General features: G+C 58.6%; 27 protein-coding genes and 1 tRNA gene. 16 read left to right on the forward strand and 12 right to left on the reverse strand.

Features of this window, described 5'->3' with window-relative positions; genetic code table 11:
• Positions 1–17: 17 nt before the first annotated feature.
• Positions 18–200, reverse strand: a complete 183-nt coding sequence (locus HGP12_RS05150) for a hypothetical protein (RefSeq protein WP_168838295.1) — start codon at positions 198–200, stop codon at positions 18–20.
• Between the two features lie 339 nt (positions 201–539).
• Here HGP12_RS05150 and ggt point away from each other — a divergent pair, with 339 nt between their 5' ends.
• Positions 540–2,282: a gamma-glutamyltransferase gene (gene ggt / locus HGP12_RS05155; RefSeq protein WP_168838294.1), complete on the forward strand. Its 1,743-nt coding sequence runs from the start codon at positions 540–542 to the stop codon at positions 2,280–2,282.
• 194 nt (positions 2,283–2,476) lie between these two features.
• Here ggt and HGP12_RS34735 read toward each other — a convergent pair whose 3' ends face one another.
• The 3 genes from HGP12_RS34735 to HGP12_RS05165 are packed head-to-tail and all read right to left on the reverse strand — an operon-like array spanning position 2,477 to position 3,167.
• Positions 2,477–2,725 carry a GNAT family N-acetyltransferase gene (locus HGP12_RS34735; RefSeq protein WP_409526801.1) on the reverse strand — a complete coding sequence of 83 codons (249 nt, stop codon included), beginning with the start codon at positions 2,723–2,725 and terminating at the stop codon, positions 2,477–2,479.
• Entirely contained in the window at positions 2,638–2,958 is a 321-nt protein-coding gene (locus HGP12_RS05160) for a hypothetical protein (protein ID WP_246703250.1), read from the reverse strand. Before HGP12_RS05160 ends, HGP12_RS34735 begins: the two co-directional genes overlap by 88 nt.
• Positions 2,955–3,167, reverse strand: a complete 213-nt coding sequence (locus HGP12_RS05165) for a hypothetical protein (RefSeq protein ID WP_168838293.1) — start codon at positions 3,165–3,167, stop codon at positions 2,955–2,957. Before HGP12_RS05165 ends, HGP12_RS05160 begins: the two co-directional genes overlap by 4 nt.
• Before the next feature lie 157 nt (positions 3,168–3,324).
• Between HGP12_RS05165 and HGP12_RS05170 the strand changes: the two genes are divergently transcribed.
• The gene (locus HGP12_RS05170) at positions 3,325–4,779 is read left to right on the forward strand and encodes an MFS transporter (RefSeq protein WP_168838292.1); all 1,455 of its coding nucleotides are present in this window, start codon (positions 3,325–3,327) and stop codon (positions 4,777–4,779) included.
• A 233-nt stretch (positions 4,780–5,012) separates the two neighbouring features.
• Here the strand turns inward: HGP12_RS05170 and HGP12_RS05175 are convergent, their stop codons facing one another.
• Positions 5,013–5,222 (reverse strand): cold-shock protein, encoded by a 210-nt coding sequence (locus HGP12_RS05175; protein ID WP_034503699.1) that lies wholly within the window; start codon positions 5,220–5,222, stop codon positions 5,013–5,015.
• Positions 5,223–5,647: 425 nt separating this feature from the next.
• On the opposite strand from HGP12_RS05175, the gene HGP12_RS05180 reads away from it, so the two are divergent.
• Complete coding sequence (locus HGP12_RS05180; RefSeq protein WP_168838291.1) at positions 5,648–5,887, forward strand: hypothetical protein; 240 nt, start codon at positions 5,648–5,650, stop codon at positions 5,885–5,887.
• Positions 5,888–6,018: 131 nt separating this feature from the next.
• Positions 6,019–7,572: a VOC family protein gene (locus HGP12_RS05185; RefSeq protein WP_168838290.1), complete on the forward strand. Its 1,554-nt coding sequence runs from the start codon at positions 6,019–6,021 to the stop codon at positions 7,570–7,572.
• Positions 7,573–7,641: 69 nt separating this feature from the next.
• On the opposite strand, the gene HGP12_RS05190 is transcribed toward HGP12_RS05185, so the two are convergent.
• Entirely contained in the window at positions 7,642–8,919 is a 1,278-nt protein-coding gene (locus HGP12_RS05190; RefSeq protein WP_168838289.1) for an L-fuconate dehydratase, read from the reverse strand.
• 43 nt (positions 8,920–8,962) lie between these two features.
• On the reverse strand, positions 8,963–10,123 hold the full coding sequence (locus tag HGP12_RS05195) for a CaiB/BaiF CoA-transferase family protein (RefSeq protein WP_168838288.1): 1,161 nt from the start codon (positions 10,121–10,123) through the stop codon (positions 8,963–8,965).
• 238 nt (positions 10,124–10,361) lie between these two features.
• Here HGP12_RS05195 and HGP12_RS05200 point away from each other — a divergent pair, with 238 nt between their 5' ends.
• Positions 10,362–10,775, forward strand: a complete 414-nt coding sequence (locus HGP12_RS05200; protein ID WP_168838287.1) for a carboxymuconolactone decarboxylase family protein — start codon at positions 10,362–10,364, stop codon at positions 10,773–10,775.
• 59 nt (positions 10,776–10,834) lie between these two features.
• Here the strand turns inward: HGP12_RS05200 and HGP12_RS05205 are convergent, their stop codons facing one another.
• Positions 10,835–11,224 (reverse strand): hypothetical protein, encoded by a 390-nt coding sequence (locus HGP12_RS05205; RefSeq protein WP_168838286.1) that lies wholly within the window; start codon positions 11,222–11,224, stop codon positions 10,835–10,837.
• A 331-nt stretch (positions 11,225–11,555) separates the two neighbouring features.
• Between HGP12_RS05205 and HGP12_RS05210 the strand changes: the two genes are divergently transcribed.
• The 4 genes from HGP12_RS05210 (at position 11,556) to HGP12_RS05225 (ending at position 15,220) form a co-directional block, all read left to right on the forward strand.
• Positions 11,556–12,059 (forward strand): cupin domain-containing protein, encoded by a 504-nt coding sequence (locus HGP12_RS05210; protein WP_168838285.1) that lies wholly within the window; start codon positions 11,556–11,558, stop codon positions 12,057–12,059.
• Between the two features lie 214 nt (positions 12,060–12,273).
• Positions 12,274–13,122 carry a MetQ/NlpA family lipoprotein gene (locus tag HGP12_RS05215; RefSeq protein ID WP_168838284.1) on the forward strand — a complete coding sequence of 283 codons (849 nt, stop codon included), beginning with the start codon at positions 12,274–12,276 and terminating at the stop codon, positions 13,120–13,122.
• Positions 13,123–13,488: 366 nt separating this feature from the next.
• Positions 13,489–14,574 carry a methionine ABC transporter ATP-binding protein gene (locus tag HGP12_RS05220; protein WP_168838283.1) on the forward strand — a complete coding sequence of 362 codons (1,086 nt, stop codon included), beginning with the start codon at positions 13,489–13,491 and terminating at the stop codon, positions 14,572–14,574.
• Positions 14,564–15,220, forward strand: coding sequence for a methionine ABC transporter permease (locus HGP12_RS05225; RefSeq protein ID WP_168838282.1), 657 nt, complete (start codon positions 14,564–14,566; stop codon positions 15,218–15,220). The genes HGP12_RS05220 and HGP12_RS05225 overlap by 11 nt, the downstream gene beginning before the upstream one ends.
• Positions 15,221–15,282: 62 nt before the next feature.
• Here the strand turns inward: HGP12_RS05225 and HGP12_RS05230 are convergent, their stop codons facing one another.
• Entirely contained in the window at positions 15,283–16,314 is a 1,032-nt protein-coding gene (locus HGP12_RS05230) for a hydroxyacid dehydrogenase (protein WP_168838281.1), read from the reverse strand.
• 55 nt (positions 16,315–16,369) lie between these two features.
• On the reverse strand, positions 16,370–17,065 hold the full coding sequence (locus HGP12_RS05235; RefSeq protein ID WP_168838280.1) for a DNA-3-methyladenine glycosylase I: 696 nt from the start codon (positions 17,063–17,065) through the stop codon (positions 16,370–16,372).
• A gap of 258 nt (positions 17,066–17,323) precedes the next feature.
• Between HGP12_RS05235 and HGP12_RS05240 the strand changes: the two genes are divergently transcribed.
• The 4 genes from HGP12_RS05240 (at position 17,324) to HGP12_RS05255 (ending at position 19,034) form a co-directional block, all read left to right on the forward strand.
• A complete protein-coding gene (locus HGP12_RS05240) occupies positions 17,324–17,584 on the forward strand; it encodes a DUF982 domain-containing protein (RefSeq protein ID WP_168838279.1) in 261 nt (86 codons plus the stop codon).
• Between the two features lie 235 nt (positions 17,585–17,819).
• Positions 17,820–18,071 (forward strand): DUF982 domain-containing protein, encoded by a 252-nt coding sequence (locus HGP12_RS34740; protein ID WP_409527203.1) that lies wholly within the window; start codon positions 17,820–17,822, stop codon positions 18,069–18,071.
• Positions 18,072–18,403: 332 nt separating this feature from the next.
• On the forward strand, positions 18,404–18,661 hold the full coding sequence (locus HGP12_RS05250) for a DUF982 domain-containing protein (RefSeq protein WP_312862855.1): 258 nt from the start codon (positions 18,404–18,406) through the stop codon (positions 18,659–18,661).
• A 121-nt stretch (positions 18,662–18,782) separates the two neighbouring features.
• The gene (locus HGP12_RS05255) at positions 18,783–19,034 is read left to right on the forward strand and encodes a DUF6074 family protein (protein ID WP_168838277.1); all 252 of its coding nucleotides are present in this window, start codon (positions 18,783–18,785) and stop codon (positions 19,032–19,034) included.
• A 4-nt stretch (positions 19,035–19,038) separates the two neighbouring features.
• Here HGP12_RS05255 and HGP12_RS05260 read toward each other — a convergent pair whose 3' ends face one another.
• A complete protein-coding gene (locus HGP12_RS05260) occupies positions 19,039–19,353 on the reverse strand; it encodes a hypothetical protein (protein ID WP_246703251.1) in 315 nt (104 codons plus the stop codon).
• Between HGP12_RS05260 and HGP12_RS05265 the strand changes: the two genes are divergently transcribed.
• The 3 genes from HGP12_RS05265 (at position 19,259) to HGP12_RS05275 (ending at position 20,652) form a co-directional block, all read left to right on the forward strand.
• The gene (locus tag HGP12_RS05265; RefSeq protein WP_168837992.1) at positions 19,259–19,675 is read left to right on the forward strand and encodes a hypothetical protein; all 417 of its coding nucleotides are present in this window, start codon (positions 19,259–19,261) and stop codon (positions 19,673–19,675) included. The two genes, HGP12_RS05260 and HGP12_RS05265, sit on opposite strands and share 95 nt — an antisense overlap.
• The gene (locus HGP12_RS05270; protein ID WP_168838592.1) at positions 19,672–19,926 is read left to right on the forward strand and encodes a PilZ domain-containing protein; all 255 of its coding nucleotides are present in this window, start codon (positions 19,672–19,674) and stop codon (positions 19,924–19,926) included. Before HGP12_RS05265 ends, HGP12_RS05270 begins: the two co-directional genes overlap by 4 nt.
• 522 nt (positions 19,927–20,448) lie before the next feature.
• Positions 20,449–20,652 carry a hypothetical protein gene (locus tag HGP12_RS05275; RefSeq protein WP_168838276.1) on the forward strand — a complete coding sequence of 68 codons (204 nt, stop codon included), beginning with the start codon at positions 20,449–20,451 and terminating at the stop codon, positions 20,650–20,652.
• Between the two features lie 98 nt (positions 20,653–20,750).
• Here the strand turns inward: HGP12_RS05275 and HGP12_RS05280 are convergent.
• Positions 20,751–20,827 (reverse strand) — tRNA-Met (locus tag HGP12_RS05280).
• Positions 20,828–20,901 lie beyond the last annotated feature (74 nt).

Here is a 20,901-nt window from a genome sequence, read left to right on the forward strand (position 1 = left end):
TTGAGAGGAGATGCAGATCAGACGATGGCGGTGCAATCGTCGCAGCGCCAGTAGACGGTCGCCATCGATGACCATCGGAAGAAGTGCCTGCTGCAATGGGCGCATTCGATTTCAACGATGTGCATCTTTTCAGCAATGACGAGTGGCTTTGCCTTGATCTTGCGCTCGCTCTTCCACTGCTCAAGTTTCGTGACGGGCATCATCATCCTCCACGCAATACTTCGGTCGCGATAGATTACCTAACTAAAGTAGACGTAACTAATAAAGGAAATATTGCAAGCGCGAAGCAGGTTTCCACGCGGAAGGAAGAACGAAATTATCCGTTGTTGTGCAAATACAACATAGTTTGGATCGCTTCCGCCTAACGCCGGATGATTTTAGGTCTATTCGACCTAAAATCTGAATCCGCGCTGGCATCAAAGAGGTGGAGCATGATGGCTTCATTAAAAAAATGTGACAGCGGATATCGCCATTTCCTCGTCAGGCTCCATTTCACTTGCGGGCCATCTTCCACAGATACGACAGCGAAAGGCATCATTATGCGCCAATTCCGCCAACGGGCGATATCCTCGGTGATCCTTGTCACGTTCGCCCTCTTTTCCGTCACCGCCAGAGCCGCCGCGCCGCCTCCGGTCGAGGCTGAACATGGCATGGTGGTCACGGCGCAGCATCTCGCCACCGATGTCGGCGTGCAGGTGTTGAAAAATGGCGGCAATGCCGTCGACGCAGCCGTTGCCGTCGGCTACACGCTCGCGGTGGTCTATCCGACCGCCGGTAATATCGGCGGCGGCGGCTTCATGACCATCCGCATGCGCGACGGCAAGACGGACTTCCTCGATTTCCGCGAGAGGGCGCCGCTGGCGGCCACCAAGGGCATGTATCTCGACGACAAGGGCAATATCGTCAAAGGGGCCAGCACCAACGGTTATCTCGCTGTCGGCGTTCCGGGCTCGGTCATGGGCTTCGAGACCGCCCGCGAGAAATACGGCACGAAATCCCGCCAGGATCTGATGGCGCCGGCCATCCGCTACGCCAGGGAAGGTTTCGCGCTGAACCAGGCCGATGCCGCCGAACTCAACGAGAGCAAGGATCGGCTCGCGCGCGATCCGGCCACCGCGGCGATCTTCACCAAGGCGGACGGCAAGCCTTTCGCGACGGGCGACAAGCTGACGCAGCCGGATCTCGCCAATGCCCTTTCCGGCATTTCGGACCAAGGGCCTGATGGATTCTACAAGGGTCCGGTCGCCAACGCCATCGTCAAGGCGAGCCAGGACAAGGGCGGCATTCTCGCCGCCCAGGATTTCGAGCAATACAAGGTCCGTGAACTCGACCCCGTGAAGTGCGACTATCGCGGCTACGAGATCATCTCGTCTCCGCCGCCCTCTTCCGGCGGCGTCATCATCTGCGAAATTCTCAACGTGCTGGAAGGCTATCCGCTCTCCTATACCGGCTACGGCTCGGCCGATACCGTGCATGTCATGGTCGAGGCCATGCGCCATGCCTATGTCGACCGCAACTCAACCCTCGGCGATCCCGATTTCGTCGACAATCCCGTCACCAAGCTGCTGGACAAGGATTATGCCAAAAAGATCCGCGACGGCATCGATCCGTACAAGGCCGGCGTTTCCAAGGATCTGATGCCGAAGGGCCTGGGCGAAAGCCACGAGACCACGCATTATTCGATCATCGACAACGACGGTAACGCCGTTGCCGTCACCTATACGCTGAACGGCTCCTTCGGCGCCGGCGTCGTCGCACCCGGCACGGGCATCCTTTTGAACAACGAGATGGACGACTTCACTTCCAAGCCCGGCGTGCCCAATCTTTACGGGCTGGTGCAGGGCGAAGCCAATGCCATCCAGCCGAAGAAGACGCCGCTGTCGTCGATGAGCCCGACGATCATCGCCAAGGACGGCAAGCCCTTCATGGTGATCGGCAGCCCCGGCGGCTCGCGCATCATCACCATCACGCTCGAAGCAATCATCAACGTCATCGATTTCGGCATGAATATTCAGGAAGCGATCGATGCGCCGCGCATCCATCACCAATGGCTGCCCGACAAGGTCTACACCGAACCTCATGCGCTTTCGCCTGACACGGTCAAGCTTCTGAGCGGCATGGGCTACACGGTTCAGGTCGACAACGACTGGCCAATCTGGGGCCAGGCGGCCGGCATCCTCGTAGGCGGCAAGAGCCTCGGTGACATCGCCAAGGGCGGAGGCGCCCGCTATAACGGCGCCATGGACAGCCGCGCCGGCTCGGGGCTTGCCGAAGGCTATTGATTGCTCATCGCCTAGGAACGACAACGAGGCCGGTACCGCCACGGCGGTACCGGCATTTTTGCGCGCAACCCTGGACAGGAAGACGGCAGAGAAAACACACTCGCTTGCGTAAAAAACGAATTGTGAGCGAAGCAACCGCTACCAACGCCCTGCTTGGGGTCGGTTCCGGTAAGGGTGAAATGACACCTCAGGGTTCACTTCGACACGAGTGGCTTGCTCATGTTGATCCCGGTTACCCGAAAGCCCATGACTTCATAAACATGCCTAGCGCGTTTGTTGTCGTCGGCCACTCGGAGTTTTATTTGCTGAAACCCATTGCGTTTCAGCTCGTTTTCGAGAACGTCTAAGGCCCTGCTTACCGAAGCCGCGACCTTGATAGGCAGGAAAGATGTGAAAATCGCTGATAAATGCCGCGCCGCATCGTCAAATCCTGCTTGTACCATAGATACCCGATAGCCTTTTCAGGGCTTTCGGTCGGATCGACCAGGCACAGCAAGACATGCCCGATCGTATTGACGCCATCAGGTAGATCAGATGCGATTTCCCTTTTCGCTTGTGCAAGAGACTCACTATTGGAAAGCCGGTAGTTGGAGGCGATTTCGGATGCATAATCAGGAATAAAATATTCGAGATAACCTGGAAACTCGCTGTCTCGCATCCGTCTTAAGGAAATCATTGAATAACTCCTTTATCGAATTTTATTTGAGATGTAATTGTATTGCTTAGAGCGGTACAACTTTTCACGGGATCTCTATCTCTTTGTTGTCTCGCAATTCCAGGAAAACCGCTGCGCACTTTTCCAGAAATTGCTTCCCAGCCTTCCAATTCGCGAAGCGGGTCGCAGAGATCGACCGTCGATGTTGCATCCCCGCTCGCCTGCGTCATTTTTTCCATTCCGATCAATAGGATTTGCGATTTCTGATATGGTAATCGCGCTCGAGCGGGAGTATACAAGCCGCCGTTCAAATAGGCCTTCGAGCCGTGACCAGACTTGCGGTTCTGTCTTCGGACCCCACCGCACCATCGAGAGCGATCCCCGACAATGTCGGATCAGATATTCCAGGCCGCCCATACCCGGCGGGCCGCACCGAATTTTCGTGTAGTAGCGCTTATCGTAGCAAGCGCGATGTTCATGGAACAGCTTGACGCGACCGTGCTCGCGACTGCCCTTCCGACCATGGCGAGAGACTTCGGCGTCAGCGCGCCGGCCATGAGTATCTCGCTGACCTCATACCTTCTCAGCCTCGCGATCTTCATTCCCGCCAGCGGCGCGATCGCCGACCGCTTCGGCTCGCGCACCGTCTTCCGATCCGCCATCGCGGTTTTCGTTGTCGGCTCGCTTCTCTGCGCGCAGGCGCCGAACCTGTTCTTCCTCGTGATCGCGCGATTGCTGCAGGGCCTCGGTGGCGCGATGATGCTGCCTGTGGGGCGTCTCGTGCTGATGCGCAGCGTCGCTCGCAAGGATATGGTCAACGCCATGTCCTGGCTGCTGATCCCGGCGCTCGTCGGCCCCATTCTCGGGCCGCCGGTCGGCGGCATGTTCGTCACCTATCTCGACTGGCGCTGGATCTTCTACATCAACGTGCCGATCGGCGTCGTCGGCTTTATCCTGGTGACCATGTTCATCGAGGAGGTAAAAGGCCCGCGCACCGGCCGTTTCGACCTCTCGGGCTTCATCCTGTCGGGCATCTCGCTCGGCTCTCTGCTCTTCGGCTTCGAAATGTCGAGCCGCGAGGGCGAAGGCTATCTAGCCGTCTTCCTGATCTCTATCGGTCTGCTGTTCGGCATCGCCTATCTGCGCCATGCGCGCAAGCACCCCTCGCCGATCATGGATTTCTCCTTGATGAAGGTTCCGACGTTCCGCACCTCTGTTATCGCCGGCTCGCTGACACGCATCAGCCAGGGCGCCCATCCCTTCCTGATCCCCTTGATGCTGCAGCTCGGCTTTGGCCTTTCGGCTGCCGCGGCCGGCCAGATCGCCATTGCGACCGCACTCGGCTCCATGGCCATGAAGCCGCTGCAGGTGCGCATTCTGCGGACGCTGGGCTTCCGCACGGCCCTCATTATCTTCGGCCTGATCGGCACGCTCGGCTATGGCATGTGCGCCATCTTCCAGCCGGATTGGCCGCTGCCCGTCATCTTCGTGATCCTGTTCTTCTGCGGCTTCTTCATGTCGTTCCAGTTCACGGCCTACAACACGATCGCCTATGACGAGATCGAGCGTGACCGCATGAGCATTGCGACCAGCTTCTACTCGACCTTCCAGCAGCTGATGCTCTCGCTTGGCATCTGCGTCGCCGCCCTTGCCCTGCACGGCTCGACGCAACTGCGTGGACACGCAAAGGCCGAAATGAGCGACTTCTCCGCCGCCTTCATCGTCGTGACGACCATTGCGCTGCTCGCGGTGATCTGGAATGCCAGCTTCTCGCGCACCGCCGGCTCCGAGATCAGCGGCCATCGCCGCAAATCGCCGGAAGACAGCCTCGGCGAGCATTGAGTTGGCGAGAGCAAGATGTTGAAAAGCGTAAGCGGCCTTAGGACGAAATAATCCTCCGGCGCTAAGCCTGCTGGGCGCAAAGTCGCAACGCGCATCGATCATGCATCAGTGCTTCGACCTTGCGGAAGCAAGGGATGAATGAAAACAAAAAGGCCGGGCTAACCCGACCTTTTCCTTCATTGCCTAACGATCTATGCCAGCGCATTCGTGGTCAAAGACCGGAAATAAATGGCTTACATGGCTTCAAGCTGATCGGCCGACATCTTGCCCGAACGCTTGTCCTTGACAAGCTCGTAGGAGATTTTCTGGCCGTCACGCAGTGTGCTCATTCCAGCGCGCTCAACGGCTGAAATATGCACGAAAACATCCGTCGCCCCGTCATCAGGCTGAATAAAACCAAAACCCTTGGCGGCATTGAACCACTTTACAGTACCTGTGCTCATAACGATGACCTTTCAATCACTCACATAAAGACGCCAACCCAGGAAACACTCGGTTGACAGTAGACCGATTTTGACAAAGAAGTTCGTCATTGTCGCGCAGAGTGCGTCGAGGCAAAGCGTCATTCACAAAGATCGATGACGCATCTTGTATCCGATAGGTATATTCTTCACAAGCAGAAACATCTAAAATATCAAAATGTTGGATAGCGCATCAAATGATGGCGCTTGATAAAATTGCTTCTGAATAGAATGGAAAACCTTGTCCTTTGGGCTCCGCTCGCCTGCTTCTGCGAAGGACTGCGGAATTGTATCGTTGATGCGGGCATCTTCTGCTACAGCATGATACCATCTCCATTGTGCCTACAGTCGATCAGCTTGGGCTATTTGCGACCAGCATCAACACGATACAACCCAAGGAGGCTGATATGACACCACCGAATAAAGACAGCCTATTCGGCTCCAAGAGACAGGCGCCAGCAGACAAGGCCAATCAGCTCGATTCGGCGGTTAAAGAAATTCTCGCCAGCGAGCATGCAATCCGTGAGCGAAAAACGGCCCGTCTGCGCGAACTCCGGCTCGAGAAGGAAGCCTTGCAACCACCGCCGGAGCCAAAGACAAAGTCCAGACGCAAGACTCCCAAAAAATCTGGAACGGCTGAAACCTGACCTGACGGCCGATGTAGCGCGACAAAACATTGCGTTTTTTGTGAACACTGCCTCCACAGACCGCAGATTGAATTGAACAGTGGCCCCGGCCTAAATAGCGACCAGAACAAAACAATAGTCTGGAGCATCCCATGGTCGCCGGCATTCATCACATCACGCTGATCACCCGCAAGGTACAGGCGAATGTCGATTTCTACGTCGGCTTCCTCGGCCTGCGTCTCGTCAAGCGCACCGGCGGCTTCGAGGACGCCACGCAGCTTCATCTCATCTATGGCGACGCCAAGGGCTCGCCCGGCTCGCTGATCACGTTTCTCGTATGGGAAGACGGCTCTCCCGGCCGTGCGGGCGTCGGCCAGATCGGCGAGATTTCGGTCGCGATCGATCCGGCGAGCATCGGCTTCTGGCTTACACGCGCCTTGAGCGCCGGTCTCAAGCCGGAAGGCCCCTCCGAGGAATTCGGTGAGCCGGTCCTGCGATTGAAGGATCCAGACGGGGTCATCGTCAAGCTTGTCGGGACCAATGCTCTGCAGGCAACGGCTCCATGGACGAGCGACACCATTCCGCAAGAGCACGCCATCCGCCGCATCCGTGGCGCGACGCTGTTCAGCGAAACGCCCGAGGAAACGCAGGCGATTTTGGTCGATCACTTCAATTACCAACCGCTCGCAACCAGCGGAGCGATCAGCCGGCTCATCTCAGTATCGGGCGATATCCTCGATATCCGCGATGCACGCGGCTTCTGGGCCAGTGCTCCGGGCACGGGCACGGTCGATCATGTCGCCTTTCGCGCTAGCAACGATGCGGAATTACAATCAGTCCACACCGCACTGCAGGCAATCAACTCCGGGCCGACGACGATGCATGACCGCAAGTATTTCCGCTCGCTCTACGTCCGCGAACCTGGCCGCATCCTATTCGAACTGGCAACGGACGCACCGGGCATGCTTATTGACGAGGACGAGGCAACGCTTGGCACGCGCCTCTTTGCTCCCGGCGACAGCCCGAAGCTTTTGGCCGAACTGAACGTGGTCCTGCCGCAGTTCTCCATGCCCGGCGAACCGCGCGTCATCTATCGCGATCTGCCCTTCATCCATCGCTTCTTCACGCCCGAGCAGCCGAACGGCAATATCTTCATTCTGCTGCACGGCTCCGGCGCCAACGAAACGACAATGCTGCCGCTCGGCCACAAGATCGACGCCAATGCGACATTGCTCAGCGTGCGCGGCCGCGCGCTTGAGGAAGGAACACCGCGCTGGTTTCGCCGGACAGGACCGATGTCCCTCGATCAGGCCGACATCGCCAGCGAGGCCGAAGCCTTCGCCGCCTTCATCGATGGCGCCATCCATGCTTATGGGCTCGATCCGGACCGCATCGTCTATATCGGCTATTCGAACGGCGCCAATCTGCTGAACGCCATGCTGTCGCTGCACCCGCATCTTATCCGCCGCGCCGTGCTGCTGCGCTCGATGGCCGCGCTCGAAAATCCGCCGGCGGTGGATATGTCGGACGCCGAGGTGCTCGTCATCGCAGGTGAGAAGGATCTGTATGGCCCATACGCCCAGCCTCTCGCCGAACGGCTGCGCGATGGCGGCGCCAAGGTCGAACTCGCGGCGGTGCCCGCCGGTCACGAGTTTGACGATGCCGACGTGCCGGTCATTCAGGCGTGGTTGAACAAGTCCGCCTGACGCCGATTTGCTTAGCTCGAACGACAAAAGCCCGCCAAATGGCGGACTTTTGCTCAGATTGGGCTGGACTCACCCCTTGAACGTATAGTCCGCGATCGATTCCGGCTTCATCTCGATCGAGAAGCCCGGAAGGCTCGGCGGCATGTAGGCTGCATCGCGAATGATGCAGGGGTCGATGAAATGCTCGTGCAGATGGTCGACATATTCGATGACGCGTCCGTCCTTGGTGCCGGATACTGCGATATAGTCGATCATCGACAGGTGCTGCACATATTCGCAAAGCCCGACGCCGCCGGCATGCGGCCAGACCGGCAATCCATATTTGGCGGCGATCAGCAGCACCGCCAGCACTTCGTTGAGACCGCCCATACGGCAGGAATCGATCTGCACGATGTCGATCGCGCCCTCGGCGATGAACTGCTTGAACATGATGCGGTTCTGGCACATCTCGCCGGTCGCGACTTTTACGGGACCGATGGCTTGGCGGATCTTGCGATGTCCGGCGACATCGTCCGGGCTGGTCGGCTCCTCGATGAAGAAGGGCTTGGCGAAGGCGAGCTTGCGTACCCAGTCGATCGCCTGATTGACTTCCCATACCTGATTGGCATCGATCATCAGGTAGCGGTCGGGGCCGATCACCTCGCGGGCGATGGTGAGGCGGCGAATATCGTCCTCGAGATCGCGGCCGACCTTCATCTTCACATGGTTGAAGCCGGCGTCGATCGCCTCCTGGCAGAGCCGACGCAGCTTGTCATCGTCATAGCCGAGCCAGCCGGCCGAGGTCGTATAGCAGGCATAGCCCTCGCGCTCGAGCGTGGCGATACGGTCCGCCTTGCCGGCTTCCGCCTTCTTCAGGATGGCAACCGCCTCGTCGCGGGTGAGCACGTCGGTCAGATAACGATAATCGACGATATCGGCGATATGCTCGGCATCCATCTCCGAAACCAGCCGCCAGACCGGCTTGCCGGCTTCCTTGGCAAGCAGATCCCAGACGGCATTGACGACCGCGCCCGTCGCCAGATGCATCGCGCCTTTTTCCGGGCCGATCCAGCGCAGCTGGCTGTCACTGGTCAGATGCCGCCAATATTTGCCGGGGTTTTCCAGAACCTTTGCGAGATCCGTGCCGACGACCAGATGTCGCATCGCCTCGATCGCCATGCAGCAGATGTCGTTGCCGCGACCGATGGTGAAGGTCAGGCCGTGGCCGGCAAGACCAGGCTTGTCGGTATCGAGAATGACATAGGCTGCCGAATAGTCCGGATCCGGATTCATCGCATCCGAACCGTCGAGGCTCTGCGATGTCGGGAAGCGCAAATCGAAAACGCGAAGATTGGTGATGCGCGTCATTGGAAAACTCCTTCTAAATCCATCGGCGACCTCTCGACCTCTTTTAACCGAGGCCGAACTCCTCCCAGAGTGCCGCATTATGCTCGCCAACGTGCGGGGCCGCACGCTCGAATTTCGGCCGCTGCCCGTCGATGCGGATGGGCGAGCGGGTGGTATGCAGGCTGACGCCGTCATCGCGCCCGACCGTCTGCAGCATGTCGAGAACGCGGAAGCCCTCGCTACCAAGAAGCTCCGGCCAGTTCAGCACCCTGGCGCACCAGATGTCTGCGGGTTCGAGGATCGCAAGCCAGTCGTCGACGTTGCGCGTCGCAATGCGCGCGGCGATCAGCGCCTTGATGTCATCGCGAGACGTGAACCAGCTTTTCGGGTTCTCCCGATAGGGCGCCAATTCCTCCATGTCGAGCAGATCGGCAAGCTTCGAGATCGGCGTCATGGCGATGGCGAGATAACCGTCGGCGGCGGGATAGACGCCATAGGGCGCCGAAAGATAGGCGTGGGCGCTGCGAAGATGGGAGCGCTCGGGCAGCTTGTTGCCGCTGTTCATGTGAACGCTCAGCACCTCGACCTGCAGATCGACCAGCGCCTCGAGCAGGCTGGTCTCCACCAGCCCGCCCTCGCCTGTCACGCCGCGTCGCACCAGCGCCGCAAGAATGCCCTGGGCCGCGGCCGCACCCGCCAGCATATCGCCGATCGCAAGACCGAAGGGCACCGGACCCTGTCCCTCGTCGCCGTTCAACCACATGACGCCGGAGCGCGATTGCGCCAGAAGATCCTGCCCCGGCCGCGAGACCCATAGCCCCTCTTCGCCATAACCGCTGATCGAGCAATAGACGAGGCGCGAATTGAGCTTGCGGGCAGCTTCGTAATCCAGCCCCAGCCGTTCGATCACGCCGGGGCGAAAATTCTGCACGAGAACATCGGCCTTTGAGACGAGCTTGCGCAGCGCGCTCATGTCGCGCTCGTTCTTCAGGTCGATCGCCAGACTCTCCTTGGAGCGGTTGATCGCATGGAAAATCGTCGAATCGCCGATCTCATGATCGCTGAGGTAAAGCCCGCGCGAGAGGTCGCCGCCGCCTGGCCGCTCGATCTTGATGACCCTGGCGCCAAGATCCATCAGCCGAAGGGTGCAATAGGGACCCGACAGGAACTGGCTCATGTCGACGACAACAAGCCCGGCCAGCGGCAAGTCCTTCTTCAGCGTCATCGATATTCCCGCTCCTCTGACATCGCTCCGGCTCAAAGCGCCCCTCCGCCCCGAGGAATATCCTCGTCACCGGTTTCCGCGTCAGCCTTATTCTTCTTATGTGAATAGTATTTTCACATATGGATAAATTTTGCAAACGAAAAGAGGGAGGATAATGGAAGCCCTGCGCACCCACGTCGTGGGGAAATGCATTATGCTCCCACATAATGAGAGTTGCTGACATAAAAGGAGATAGGGAATGGCGACGGTCAAATTGCTTGACGATGCGGAAGCAGACACAATCCCGACAGTCAAGGCTGTGTTCGACGATATTCGCGCGGTGAGAAAGTCCGACTTCGTCAATAATTTCTGGCGCGGCCTGGCCAATGACCCCGCTCTGCTGAAGCGGACGTGGGAGGGACTGAAAGCGGTCATGATGACGGAAGGAGCGCTCGACCCGCTGGTGCGCGAGATGATCTATATCGCCGTCTCCACCGCCAATGGCTGCACCTATTGCGTCCATTCCCATACGGCAGCCGCCAAAGCAAAGGGCATGACCGATGCGCAGCATGGGGAGTTGCTCGCCGTCATCGGGCTTGCCGGCCAGACCAATCACCTGGTCACGGCAATGCAGATCCCCGTCGACCCGCAATTTGATTTAACAGGCCGATGAAATGCAGAAGACCCGCCGGCATGTGCTGGCGGGTCTTCGATAGACTGTCTTCGCTACCTTTAGCGATCCGAGGTTTCCGATGCCTGACCATCTGCCGCAATGGCAACGACGCTGACGCCGTTGTTCACCGCGAGCAGCCTTTTGCGGACCAGAACGCCCATGACACGGGCGGCCGTCGAAAAGGTCATCGTGTCAAGCGGACCTTCGCCCTCCCAGGGCTTGGTCAGCCGCTCGGTCACGGCCGAGACGATATTGTTCGGCACGATGTCCGTGCATTCGCGCATGGTTTCGAAAACGACGCTGATGGGATGAATACGTCCCTCGAACGTCACGATCGGTTCGGTGACTTCGCTGTCCCACTCCTCGAAGGCGTAGAGCGCCTCACGGAAGAGTTGCTGCAGGGTGATGGGGGCATGACCCTCATGAAGGGGCGGCAAGGCATTCGACATGTCTGTCTCCTTTCAATTGGAAGTCCGGCGCATGTATGAAAGTCGATGGTCTCCTTCGAGACCCAAGCGCTGCTTCTGCAGTTTGGCGCACCTGAAAATGAGGGACTTCGGCGCGGCAAACCATTTCGCGACCGGCGCAACGCGGGAACCACACGAAATGTTCCCACCGGTCATGTAACTTGATCAAGTCTATAGATTAATCACGACTTGAAAAGCCTCATTGATAACTTTCTGCAATTCCCTTTATTTTTGAATGGCTTCGCGTAGAGTGGAACAACAGCGTTCCTGTGGACTACAGGCGAATCTCCTTCCAAAAGCCGAAAGGACGACCATGTGCGGCGATCATGAACATGGGCATCAGGACGGGCACGATCATGACCATCAATCGGTCGATTGGCGTGAACATGGCGTCAAAATCATCCCCGGTAATGCCCTCGACCCGAATACGGCGCAGACGCCTGGCATGAACCGCGCAACCGCGATCAACCATGCGCGCGCCGGCGCGGAAAAAATCTGGGCAGGAACCGTGACGATCCACGCCAATGCCAAGACCGGTGCCCACCATCACGGCGATCTCGAAAGCATCATTTATGTCGTCAAAGGCAGGGCGCGGATGCGCTGGGGCGACAATTTGGAATTCGTTGCCGAAGCCGGCCCCGGCGATTTCATCTTCGTGCCGCCCTACGTGCCGCACCAGGAGATCAATGCCAGCCGCGATGAAACGCTGGAATGCGTTCTGGTCCGCTCCGGCCAGGAGCCGGTCGTCGTCAATCTCGATATAGATCCCATCGAAAAGCCGGAAGAAGTTCTCTGGAAGGATCCGATTCACCGGTGATACGCTCAATTTTTAGGCAAATGCTTATTTTGCCGCACTAATAATCTACTGTATTTGTAGAAAAATTAGTTGGCTCTTTTGCACTGCACTGAAAAGAGTTTTTCAGAACCGCACCGCACAGCGCATAATCCTGCTTCGCGGCGCCAATACGCATCTGAGATGATAAGTCCGTCAACGAGAAAAACGATCTCGATCATCTGGAACAGGATTTCCCATGACTGAAAAGCTTCCTAAAGGTTTCGACGCGCTGCGCCTTTCCCGCCGCGCCGGCCTTGCCGCCATCTTTGCTTCCGCTGTCGCCATATTCGGCCTGACGGCAACCGCGCCGCAGACCTTCGCTGCAGACAAGACGATCAAGGTCGGCATCATGAGCGGTGAGGATGAAGACGTCTGGCGCGTCGTGGTCGCCGAAGCCGCCAAGAAGGGCTTGAAGGTCGAGCCTGTCGTCTTCAACGACTATACCCAGCCGAACGAGGCCCTGGAGCGCGGCGAAATCGACGCCAACGCCTTCCAGCACAAGCCCTACCTCGACAACCAGGTCAAGCAGCATGGCTATCACATGGTCATTGCCGGCTACACGGGCATTTGGCCGATCGGCCTCTACACGAAGAAGTACAAGACAGTGGCCGAGCTCCCGAAGGGCGCCGCCATCGGCGTGCCGAACGACCCTTCCAATGAAGGACGCGCGCTTCTCGTGCTGCAGCATGAAGGCATCATCAAGCTCAAGGACGGCACCGGCATCCTCGCCACGGTCGCCGACATTGCTGAGAACCCGAAGAACGTCGACATCAAGGAACTGGACGCCGGGATCGTCGGCCGCTCGATCGACGACCTTGACGCCGCCGTCGTCAACACCGACTGGGCGCTGAAAGCGGGGCTCTCTGCGAAAGACCGTATTGCGCAGGAGCAGACCAACGACAACCCCTACCGCAACTTCATCGCCGTAAAGAAAGGCAACGAGAACGAGACCTGGGTGAAGACCCTGGTCGCCTCCTACCAGAACGACACCGTCAAGGCCGAATTCGACAAGGTCTATAAGGGCACCGGCCAGAGCGCCTATTGATATCAGGACGAGGTGGGAACAGCGCTGAGCGGCAGGCGGCCGGGGCATCTCGCCCGGGTCGCCTTTGGCGTTTCTCCGATCTTGGGATGCGATGAAGTTTATAGTTGGTTTTGGAATTCGCGGAAGGTACATACCCCCTCCGTCACTTTCGTGACATCTCCCCACAAGGGGGGAGATCGGAAACTCGTGGCAGGCCATCGCCGGAAACGAGCATCGCATCCGCTGACACCTGGCTGATTTATTTCGCAGAGTGCGCGACATACTCCCAACGATCTCCCCTTGTAGGGGAGATGTCACGGCAGTGACAGTGGGGGGGATAATACGCTCGGCAAACTCGAAAGCCGCCTTTACACAAAGAGACACATAATGAATTCCTTCACCCCAGCCACATCAATCGACGGACAGGCGCCGCCCGAACGATCGCCCGGCGATGAGATCGTCCGTCTGGTCGATGTCCGCCGCCGGTTCGGTTCGACGCCGGCGCTGGACGGCATATCGCTGATCGCGCGTCGTGGCGAAATTGTCGGCATCATCGGCCGCAGCGGCGCCGGCAAATCGACGCTGATCCGCTGCCTGAACGGGCTGGAACGTGCCGATAGCGGCGAGATCCACATCGAGGGCCGCGATATCGCCCGCCTATCGGAAAAGGAGCTGCAGCCGCTACGCCGCCGCATCGGCATGGTGTTCCAGCATTTCAACCTGCTGTCCTCCAGGACGGTCGAGGAAAATATCGCACTGCCGCTGAAGATCGAGGGCGTCGCCAAGGCGGAAAGATTGCAGCGCGCCCGCGAGTTGCTCGAGCTTGTCGGCCTTGCCGACAAGGCCAAGGCCTATCCCTCCGCCCTGTCCGGCGGCCAGAAGCAGCGCGTCGGCATTGCCCGCGCCCTTGCCGCGCGGCCCGCCATTCTTCTCTCTGACGAAGCGACGTCGGCGCTTGATCCGGAAACCACCCGATCCATCCTGGCCCTTCTCAAGGACATCAACCGCAAGCTCGGCCTGACGATCCTGCTCATTACCCACGAGATGGAGGTGATCCGCTCGATCGCCGACCGCGTTGCGGTCATCGACGCCGGCCGCATCGTCGAAGAAGGTTCGGTGTGGACGGTCTTCGCCAATCCGCAAACGGAGATCGCCGCAAGCCTGCTCAGCGGCGCCCGCCCGCAGCTTCCGGAGCATATCGCTGCCCGCCTCTCCCCGGCATCGGGTACCGAGGCCATTCTCAGCGTCGATCTTGCCGGCCCGGCCGCGCAAGGTGCGCTCTTTGCCGAGCTTTCGGCCGCCCTACCCCACTCATTCCGGCTGGTCCACGGCGGCATCGACCATATCCAGAACCAACCCGTCGCCCGCTTCTTCGTCGCGGTGCCGACGCGCGATGCGACCTTGCCGACCCAGGTCAGCGATTTTCTGAAAGCCCGTTCCGCCCGGGTGGAGGTTCTAGGCTATGACGACTGATGTAATCCTCGGCCTGCTTTGGCACTCCTTCTGGCAAACCGTGTGGATGACGGGCGCATCCGGCTTTCTTTCCCTGATCATCGGCCTGCCGCTCGGCCTCGCTCTCGTCGTCACCAGCCGCGGCGGCATTGCCGAGCAGGGTGCGATCAACCGCGTTCTGGGCGTCTTGGTCGACGGCTTCCGCGCCGTGCCTTTCATCATCCTGCTTATCGCGCTCATTCCGCTGACGCGCCTGATCGTCGGCACGGCGCTCGGCACAACGGCTGCGATCGTGCCGCTGACCATCGCCGCAATCCCCTATTACGCGCGCGTTGCCGAGGTCTCCCTGCGTGATGTCGATCGCGGCCTGATCGATGCTGTGCGCGCCATGGGCGGCAATCGCTGGACCATTGTCCGCGAGGTATTGATACCGGAAGCCATGCCCGGCATCGTCGCCGGCTTCACGGTAACCATGGTGACGCTGATCGGCGCATCCGCCATGGCCGGCACGATCGGCGGCGGCGGCCTCGGCGACCTGGCCATCCGCTATGGCTATCAACGCTACGAAACGAACGTCATGATCGCCGTCGTCATCATCCTGATCATTCTGGTCTGGGGCATGCAATGGCTGGGCGATCGCTTCGCCGACCGGCTCGATCGCCGCTAGTTCCGCCGGCACAAATCCATTCCCGGCGCAGGGAGATGCTGCGCCGGGAGTAAAACTAAAGATCAGTTCCGCGTCACCGGCTTAGAGCGCATGCGTGATACCGTTTCCCGCTCGGCGCGCTTGCAACGCATCGGCGGTAGGCCGCGATCCATCAGATCCATATCCTCCAGCACCATGTCGCCCATTTTCTTGAAGGCGCTGTCGAGCGCGCCGGCGCGGTGGGCCGAGCGAAGGAAACCCTTGAGCTTGCGCACCGGGTGATCGAAGCCGAGCGGCTCCTCCGGATAGACATCGCTTGCCGCCACGATGTGGCCGGAGGCAACCGCCGCCATCAGCGCGTCGAAATCCACCACATCCGCGCGGCTGAGCAGTATGAAGGCCGCCCCCTTGCGCATTTTCGCGAAAGCTTCAGCCCCGAGAAAGCCCTTGTTTTCGCTGGTGACCAACGCGACTACGAAAACGAAATCGCTGCCTGACAACACCTCGTCCAGCCCGGCGGGCTGCACGCCGTGTTCTCTCAGGATCGAAGGCGGCATCCAGGGGTCGAACACCCTGATATTGGCACGGAAGCCGGAGAGCACCCGGTTCAGCGCCTTGCCGAGATCACCGAAGCCGACGATGCCGATATCACTGCCGGAAAGCAGCCGCGCCTTCGCATTGCCATCGCCGCCCCAGAGCTCCCTGCCCTCGCGAAAATCCAGATCGGCATCAACGATGCCGCGCGCCAGGCTCAAGGCAAATCCGAGGCCGATCTCGGCGACCGGCTCGGCGAAGACGAGGCCCGTGGTGACCACATGGATGCCGCGTTCGAAAAGCACCTCATAGGGCATGTTGTTGATGAGGTTGCTCTCGACATTCAGGATGCAGCGCAGTTGCGGCATTCGGTCGAGCGTTTCCTTCGACAGCGGCGGCTGGCCGATGATGTAGCGTGCCTCGCTGAGCACCTCGTCGCCCAGTCCGGCGATATCGTCCGGATCCGCCTCGACGAGGCGATAGTTCGAGTGAAGAAGCGACAGTGCGTCGTTGGTGAAGATAAGCTCGAGCGAGCGTGGCTCCGGCGCGCTAATGGCCAAGGGCCTGCTGTCGATCGTCATTCTGTTCCTCCCTGTCTAAAGACGCGATCCAATAGCATTCGACGGATCAGATCAATCAGGCTTCGTCCTCTTCGCCGGGCATTCCGACGGAGAAGGCGCAGATGCGCGAGAGATAGGTGAGCGGCAGGTCCGTCTCCGTATGCCAGGCATTGAACTGATCCTGGATCAACCGCAGATCCTTCTTGGTGGGCTTGCTTTCCGAGATAGGGAGGCCGGCAAGCCGCAGGCAGACGAGAACGTCATGGCTCATGACGAAACTGTCGCGGCCGATCGCCCGCAGGAGATATTGGCCGGTCATGCCGCCGAGCCGGTTCGCTTGCTTGGCGAGAACAGCAAGCAGGCCGACCTGATCCTCCAGCGGCCAGTCGGCGAAAAAGCGGCCGACGCTGCCATGCTCGTCGGCAAGCCGGCGGACGAACTGCGCATTGGCCCGCACCGACATGATCTTGGCGCCGTTGCGGATGACCCGCGCATCGGACGTCAGATCGTGCCAGTAATCATCAGGCGCGAGGTTGAGGAAGGCAGGATCGAAACCGGAAAATGCGGCCTCGAAGCCCGGCCACTTGGAATCGATGATGTTGCGGACAAAGCCCGCGTAGAAGATGTAGCGCGTCATCTCCGAGAGGATGCGGTCATCAGGCAGGGCGCGCAGGACGTCATGGTTCGGCACCTTCGGCATCAACGCCTTCAGCCCCGCGGCTCCGCCCTTGCGCTTCTCCGCCCGTTCCTGGATCTCCACAAAGCTCACCATCGCTTTCTCCCATCAACTGCGCTGTACGCTCAAGTCTTTTATGATCTTCCGCCGCCGCGCAAGTAATCTCCCGCAATGATCGGCTGCGAAACACGGCATCGAAAGACATGACTCGAAAGTTGATCAGATTGGCGGGTGAATTGATTTTCGCGGTGATTGAAACAGTTCCAGGCTGCTCCAGATATCGTCTTGAAATTAACTTGAGATTTCGCGCGGCGTAGCGTTAATTTCGGCGGCATCGGATCGGAGCCTCGTACCATGAATAATAAAGACTGGAATTATCCCATCATGGTCATCTGCAAGCGTACCGGAAAAATCTATACGGTCGCCAATACCAAGGAAGCATTGGACATGTTGCTGAATGCGTGGCCCGTGGCGGAAGGCAAGGCATTCATGATGGCCCTGCAGATCTGTGCCGACGTGGAGAGGGGTCAGGGGCAACCGCTGGAGGCCCGCAGCAGCTTTGTCATAGCGGCGGCGGAGGCCGGCGTCCCCCTCGAAATTCCCGTGATTCAATAGAATTTACCGCAATCTTCCGCACGCATTCGTGCACAAAACGGCCGCCCTCTCTCCATGCGATAGGGGCATCAACTGGTCTATGCGACTTCACGCTGGCCCTGCCCCGCCCGGCTGTTCGCGTCACACTAGGCCGCAGCGGCTCTGCAGAACAACGCGATCGATTTTTCGTAAATTGCGAAACTTTTTGCCGCGACGGGAGTTTCGATCACAATGTCGGAGCACCATTGAAATGACCATGATATTTAATAGGGCTGGGGTCCGCTGGCCTGAGCCCGTTTATCTCCGTATCGGCTATGGCATGCCGGAAGCAATTCGAAGTCCAGAAGAAGCCTACAACTACCTCCTTTTCTGTTGGCCGGCCATCAGAGGCGAGAGATATAATTCGGCCCGGAACCTTTGCCTTGCCGCCAACAGCGATCCCCTTCTCAGCGAGAAGGCCAGGAAAATCTTCGTCGAAGCCTGCATCGAAGCCGACGTATTGGATTAGGGCCATATAACCTGTCGCCGACTCTGCGACGCAAGGCGTCCACGGGCTCGCCTAAGTTTTTCGACGGTGCCCATCCCGATCGGTCAGACATAGTGTGCCAATACTTAGTGCCAATAGAGGGAACTCAGCCGCACGACGCGGCGGTGGAGGCCCGTTGCGGGCCTGCGCCGCCGCGTCAGGAACCAGCCAATGCGTAAAACCCCGAAGATAGTCGGCGTCCACGCCGCTCTCGGTGGACAAACGAAACCAGCTCAATGACACCGGCCAAAAGCCGTTCGATCCGGAATGCTTTTTGCAACATTACCAAAGCATGTACGTTTCGGAGGTAATGCGTGTTGAAACGAAACACTTTACGACCATTTCCAGCTGTCACGCTTGTCATGGAAGAAAGCGGCGGACACCGCCGCGTCAATTCGGTGCATCAGGTTGCGGAACTGCTGTTGCAGCATTGGCCGGTCGAGAATGGCGAGGAATATGTCGCCGCGGTACGCATCTGCCTTGAAGCGATGCTCGGCGCCGTCCCGCCCGAGGCTGTGAGGGAGGCCTTGATCAAGGCGGCCCGGGAAGCAGGCATATCCGTATTGCAATGAAATCGCCCCGCCCTTCCCGCCGCGTACGGGATCTCTCTGAGATAATTCACTTTTTATGAACGAGTGCCGGCGATCTTGCCAACAGAGGCAGGCGATTCGCGCTGCCAATGACGGAGAGAATATGTCGCTTCTACCATTCCCAGCCGACAGGCGTACCAGTGATGTCAGGCGGTGTGCCAAAGCCCTGCAACAGCTTCACGGAGAGGCGGCAAACCGCTTCTGGCGTTCGGAAATGGCGAGCTTTGCCGCCATCCTGCGGGAACAGGGAATGGAAGACGACGAGATCTCCCGGCAAGCCGGTCTCTACATGCACGCGGTCCAGATGGAGCTGCAGCTCGCCTTTGCCGAAGAAGAGCTGAACGCGTCGGCCTGACCCGCTATTTCGGCAATCTGCAGAATGCTATCGATTTGTCGCCGCTGGTCGGCGACTTGATCTGCACGGTCCATTCGCCGCCGGGGAAATGAAATCCCTTGGAGGAGACCACGCCGGCAATCTGCACGCATGCCTTCCGGGCGTCGGCGCTCGGCAAATCTATCGTCGCCACAACGGCGTTTTTCCGGCTGGAAACCTGACACGGCGCAGTAAACAAGCCGGTATTGTCGATCATTTTACAAACCCGGAACGCATTGTTCGCGGCATCATCGGCAGCCGTTGCAGAATTGGCGACCACCAATGCAGTGGTCACCGCCAAAAACAGTCTCATTGAAAACCCCGATCCCCTATGGCGGCACGGTGCCAGAGCATGTTTCTTCTTGCAAGACATGTTGCACGGATTTGCGATGACTGTTTGGAAATACAACGTCATTGACGACAACTTGTTCGCCGGAGAATTAAATTATCCGGATTTGCCGGGAAATATTCGGCCGCAAACGAGCCGGGAGGCCAACCTCCTCACCCGTCGCTTCATCGACCCGACAGGTGAAAAGCGTGCAATTCACAGCTTCCCGTTAACATGTCAGATATTAGAACATGGCATATTAGAAAAAATGGAGATCACGGAGCCAACGCGATGACGGCACTCTCGCCCGAAGGTCGAGCATCCCTCCGAAAGCGTACGCTTCTCGGCGCAAAGATCATATTCAACGACGGCCGTTCGGTTTTTGATTGCATCGTCAGAAATCTGTCCGATACCGGCGCCATGATCCAAATCGAAAACCCGCTCGCAGTACCAAACAGCTTCAATCTGCAATTTCCAGACGACAGGCTGGTCGCCTGTGAGATGCGCTGGCGAAAAATCAACGGCATAGGCGTTGAGTTCGTATGAGACTGCTTCTCGCCGCAAGCACACATCGCGCCGCCCCTTCGGAAAGATAGGATAAAAACTCGCTTGCTTCATCCTGGATGATTTCACTGATGCAGCGAAAGCAGGCCGACCACAATCATGCAGGTCAGCAGGCCGGCGGACAGAAAGAACATAAGAAGAAGCTTATAGCTCGACATCATGGGCTCCCTTCGAAGTTGCTCTTGGTGTCGTCATGAAAAGCCGCACCTCTACCCGGAATTCGCGAGGCTCAAGGCGCTTGGTTCCACATGAGGATCGAGTAAAGCTCGTTACTTGTCTTTACGCAGGCAGCCGCTCTTGGTTCCGACAATCATTCGGAAGCGCGGCAAGAATTTCGATGCCGCCATATCGGCGCGTGGGAAACACCGCGACCTCGCAACCAGGATACCGGTCCCTTGTATCCCACACCAATTGGACGGAAGCCCACCACCGGAACAAATGTCGCGCGCGGAGCATTCCCGAAGACAGGGGGTTCTGTTCGATTTGTTTGCAAAGGAGATGGCTATGAACCAGGATACGATCGACAGGCTTGACTCGATTAACCAACAGCTTCACGCCCGAACTCTTGCTCTATCCCAGTCCCGGGAAGACCCTGATCACGCGCTCATGATGTCGGCATTGAGCGCCATGATAGAGGCTGTGCGATCTTTGGACGAGAACATGACCCGTCTCGATGGCCCAAAGGGGATCGGCTCGGCAGGCTCCTGAGCTCAGCCTCGTCTATCTAGGGCTGGTAGCGAGGATCGAAAAATCGCGGCAAGCGCGCCTCGAAAAATCAATAAAATCTTGATTTTACTTGGGAATTTTGGTAGCGGAGGAGGGATTTGAACCCCCGACACAAGGATTATGATTCCTCTGCTCTGACCTACTGAGCTACTCCGCCACGTCAACGCATGATCTTTAGGATCACACGCAAAGGTCAAACGAACCGCCGCTCGAAAAGCGCTGGCTCGTCGG

The organism is Rhizobium sp. P28RR-XV (genome assembly GCF_012641385.1).
Taxonomy (GTDB): domain Bacteria; phylum Pseudomonadota; class Alphaproteobacteria; order Rhizobiales; family Rhizobiaceae; genus Rhizobium.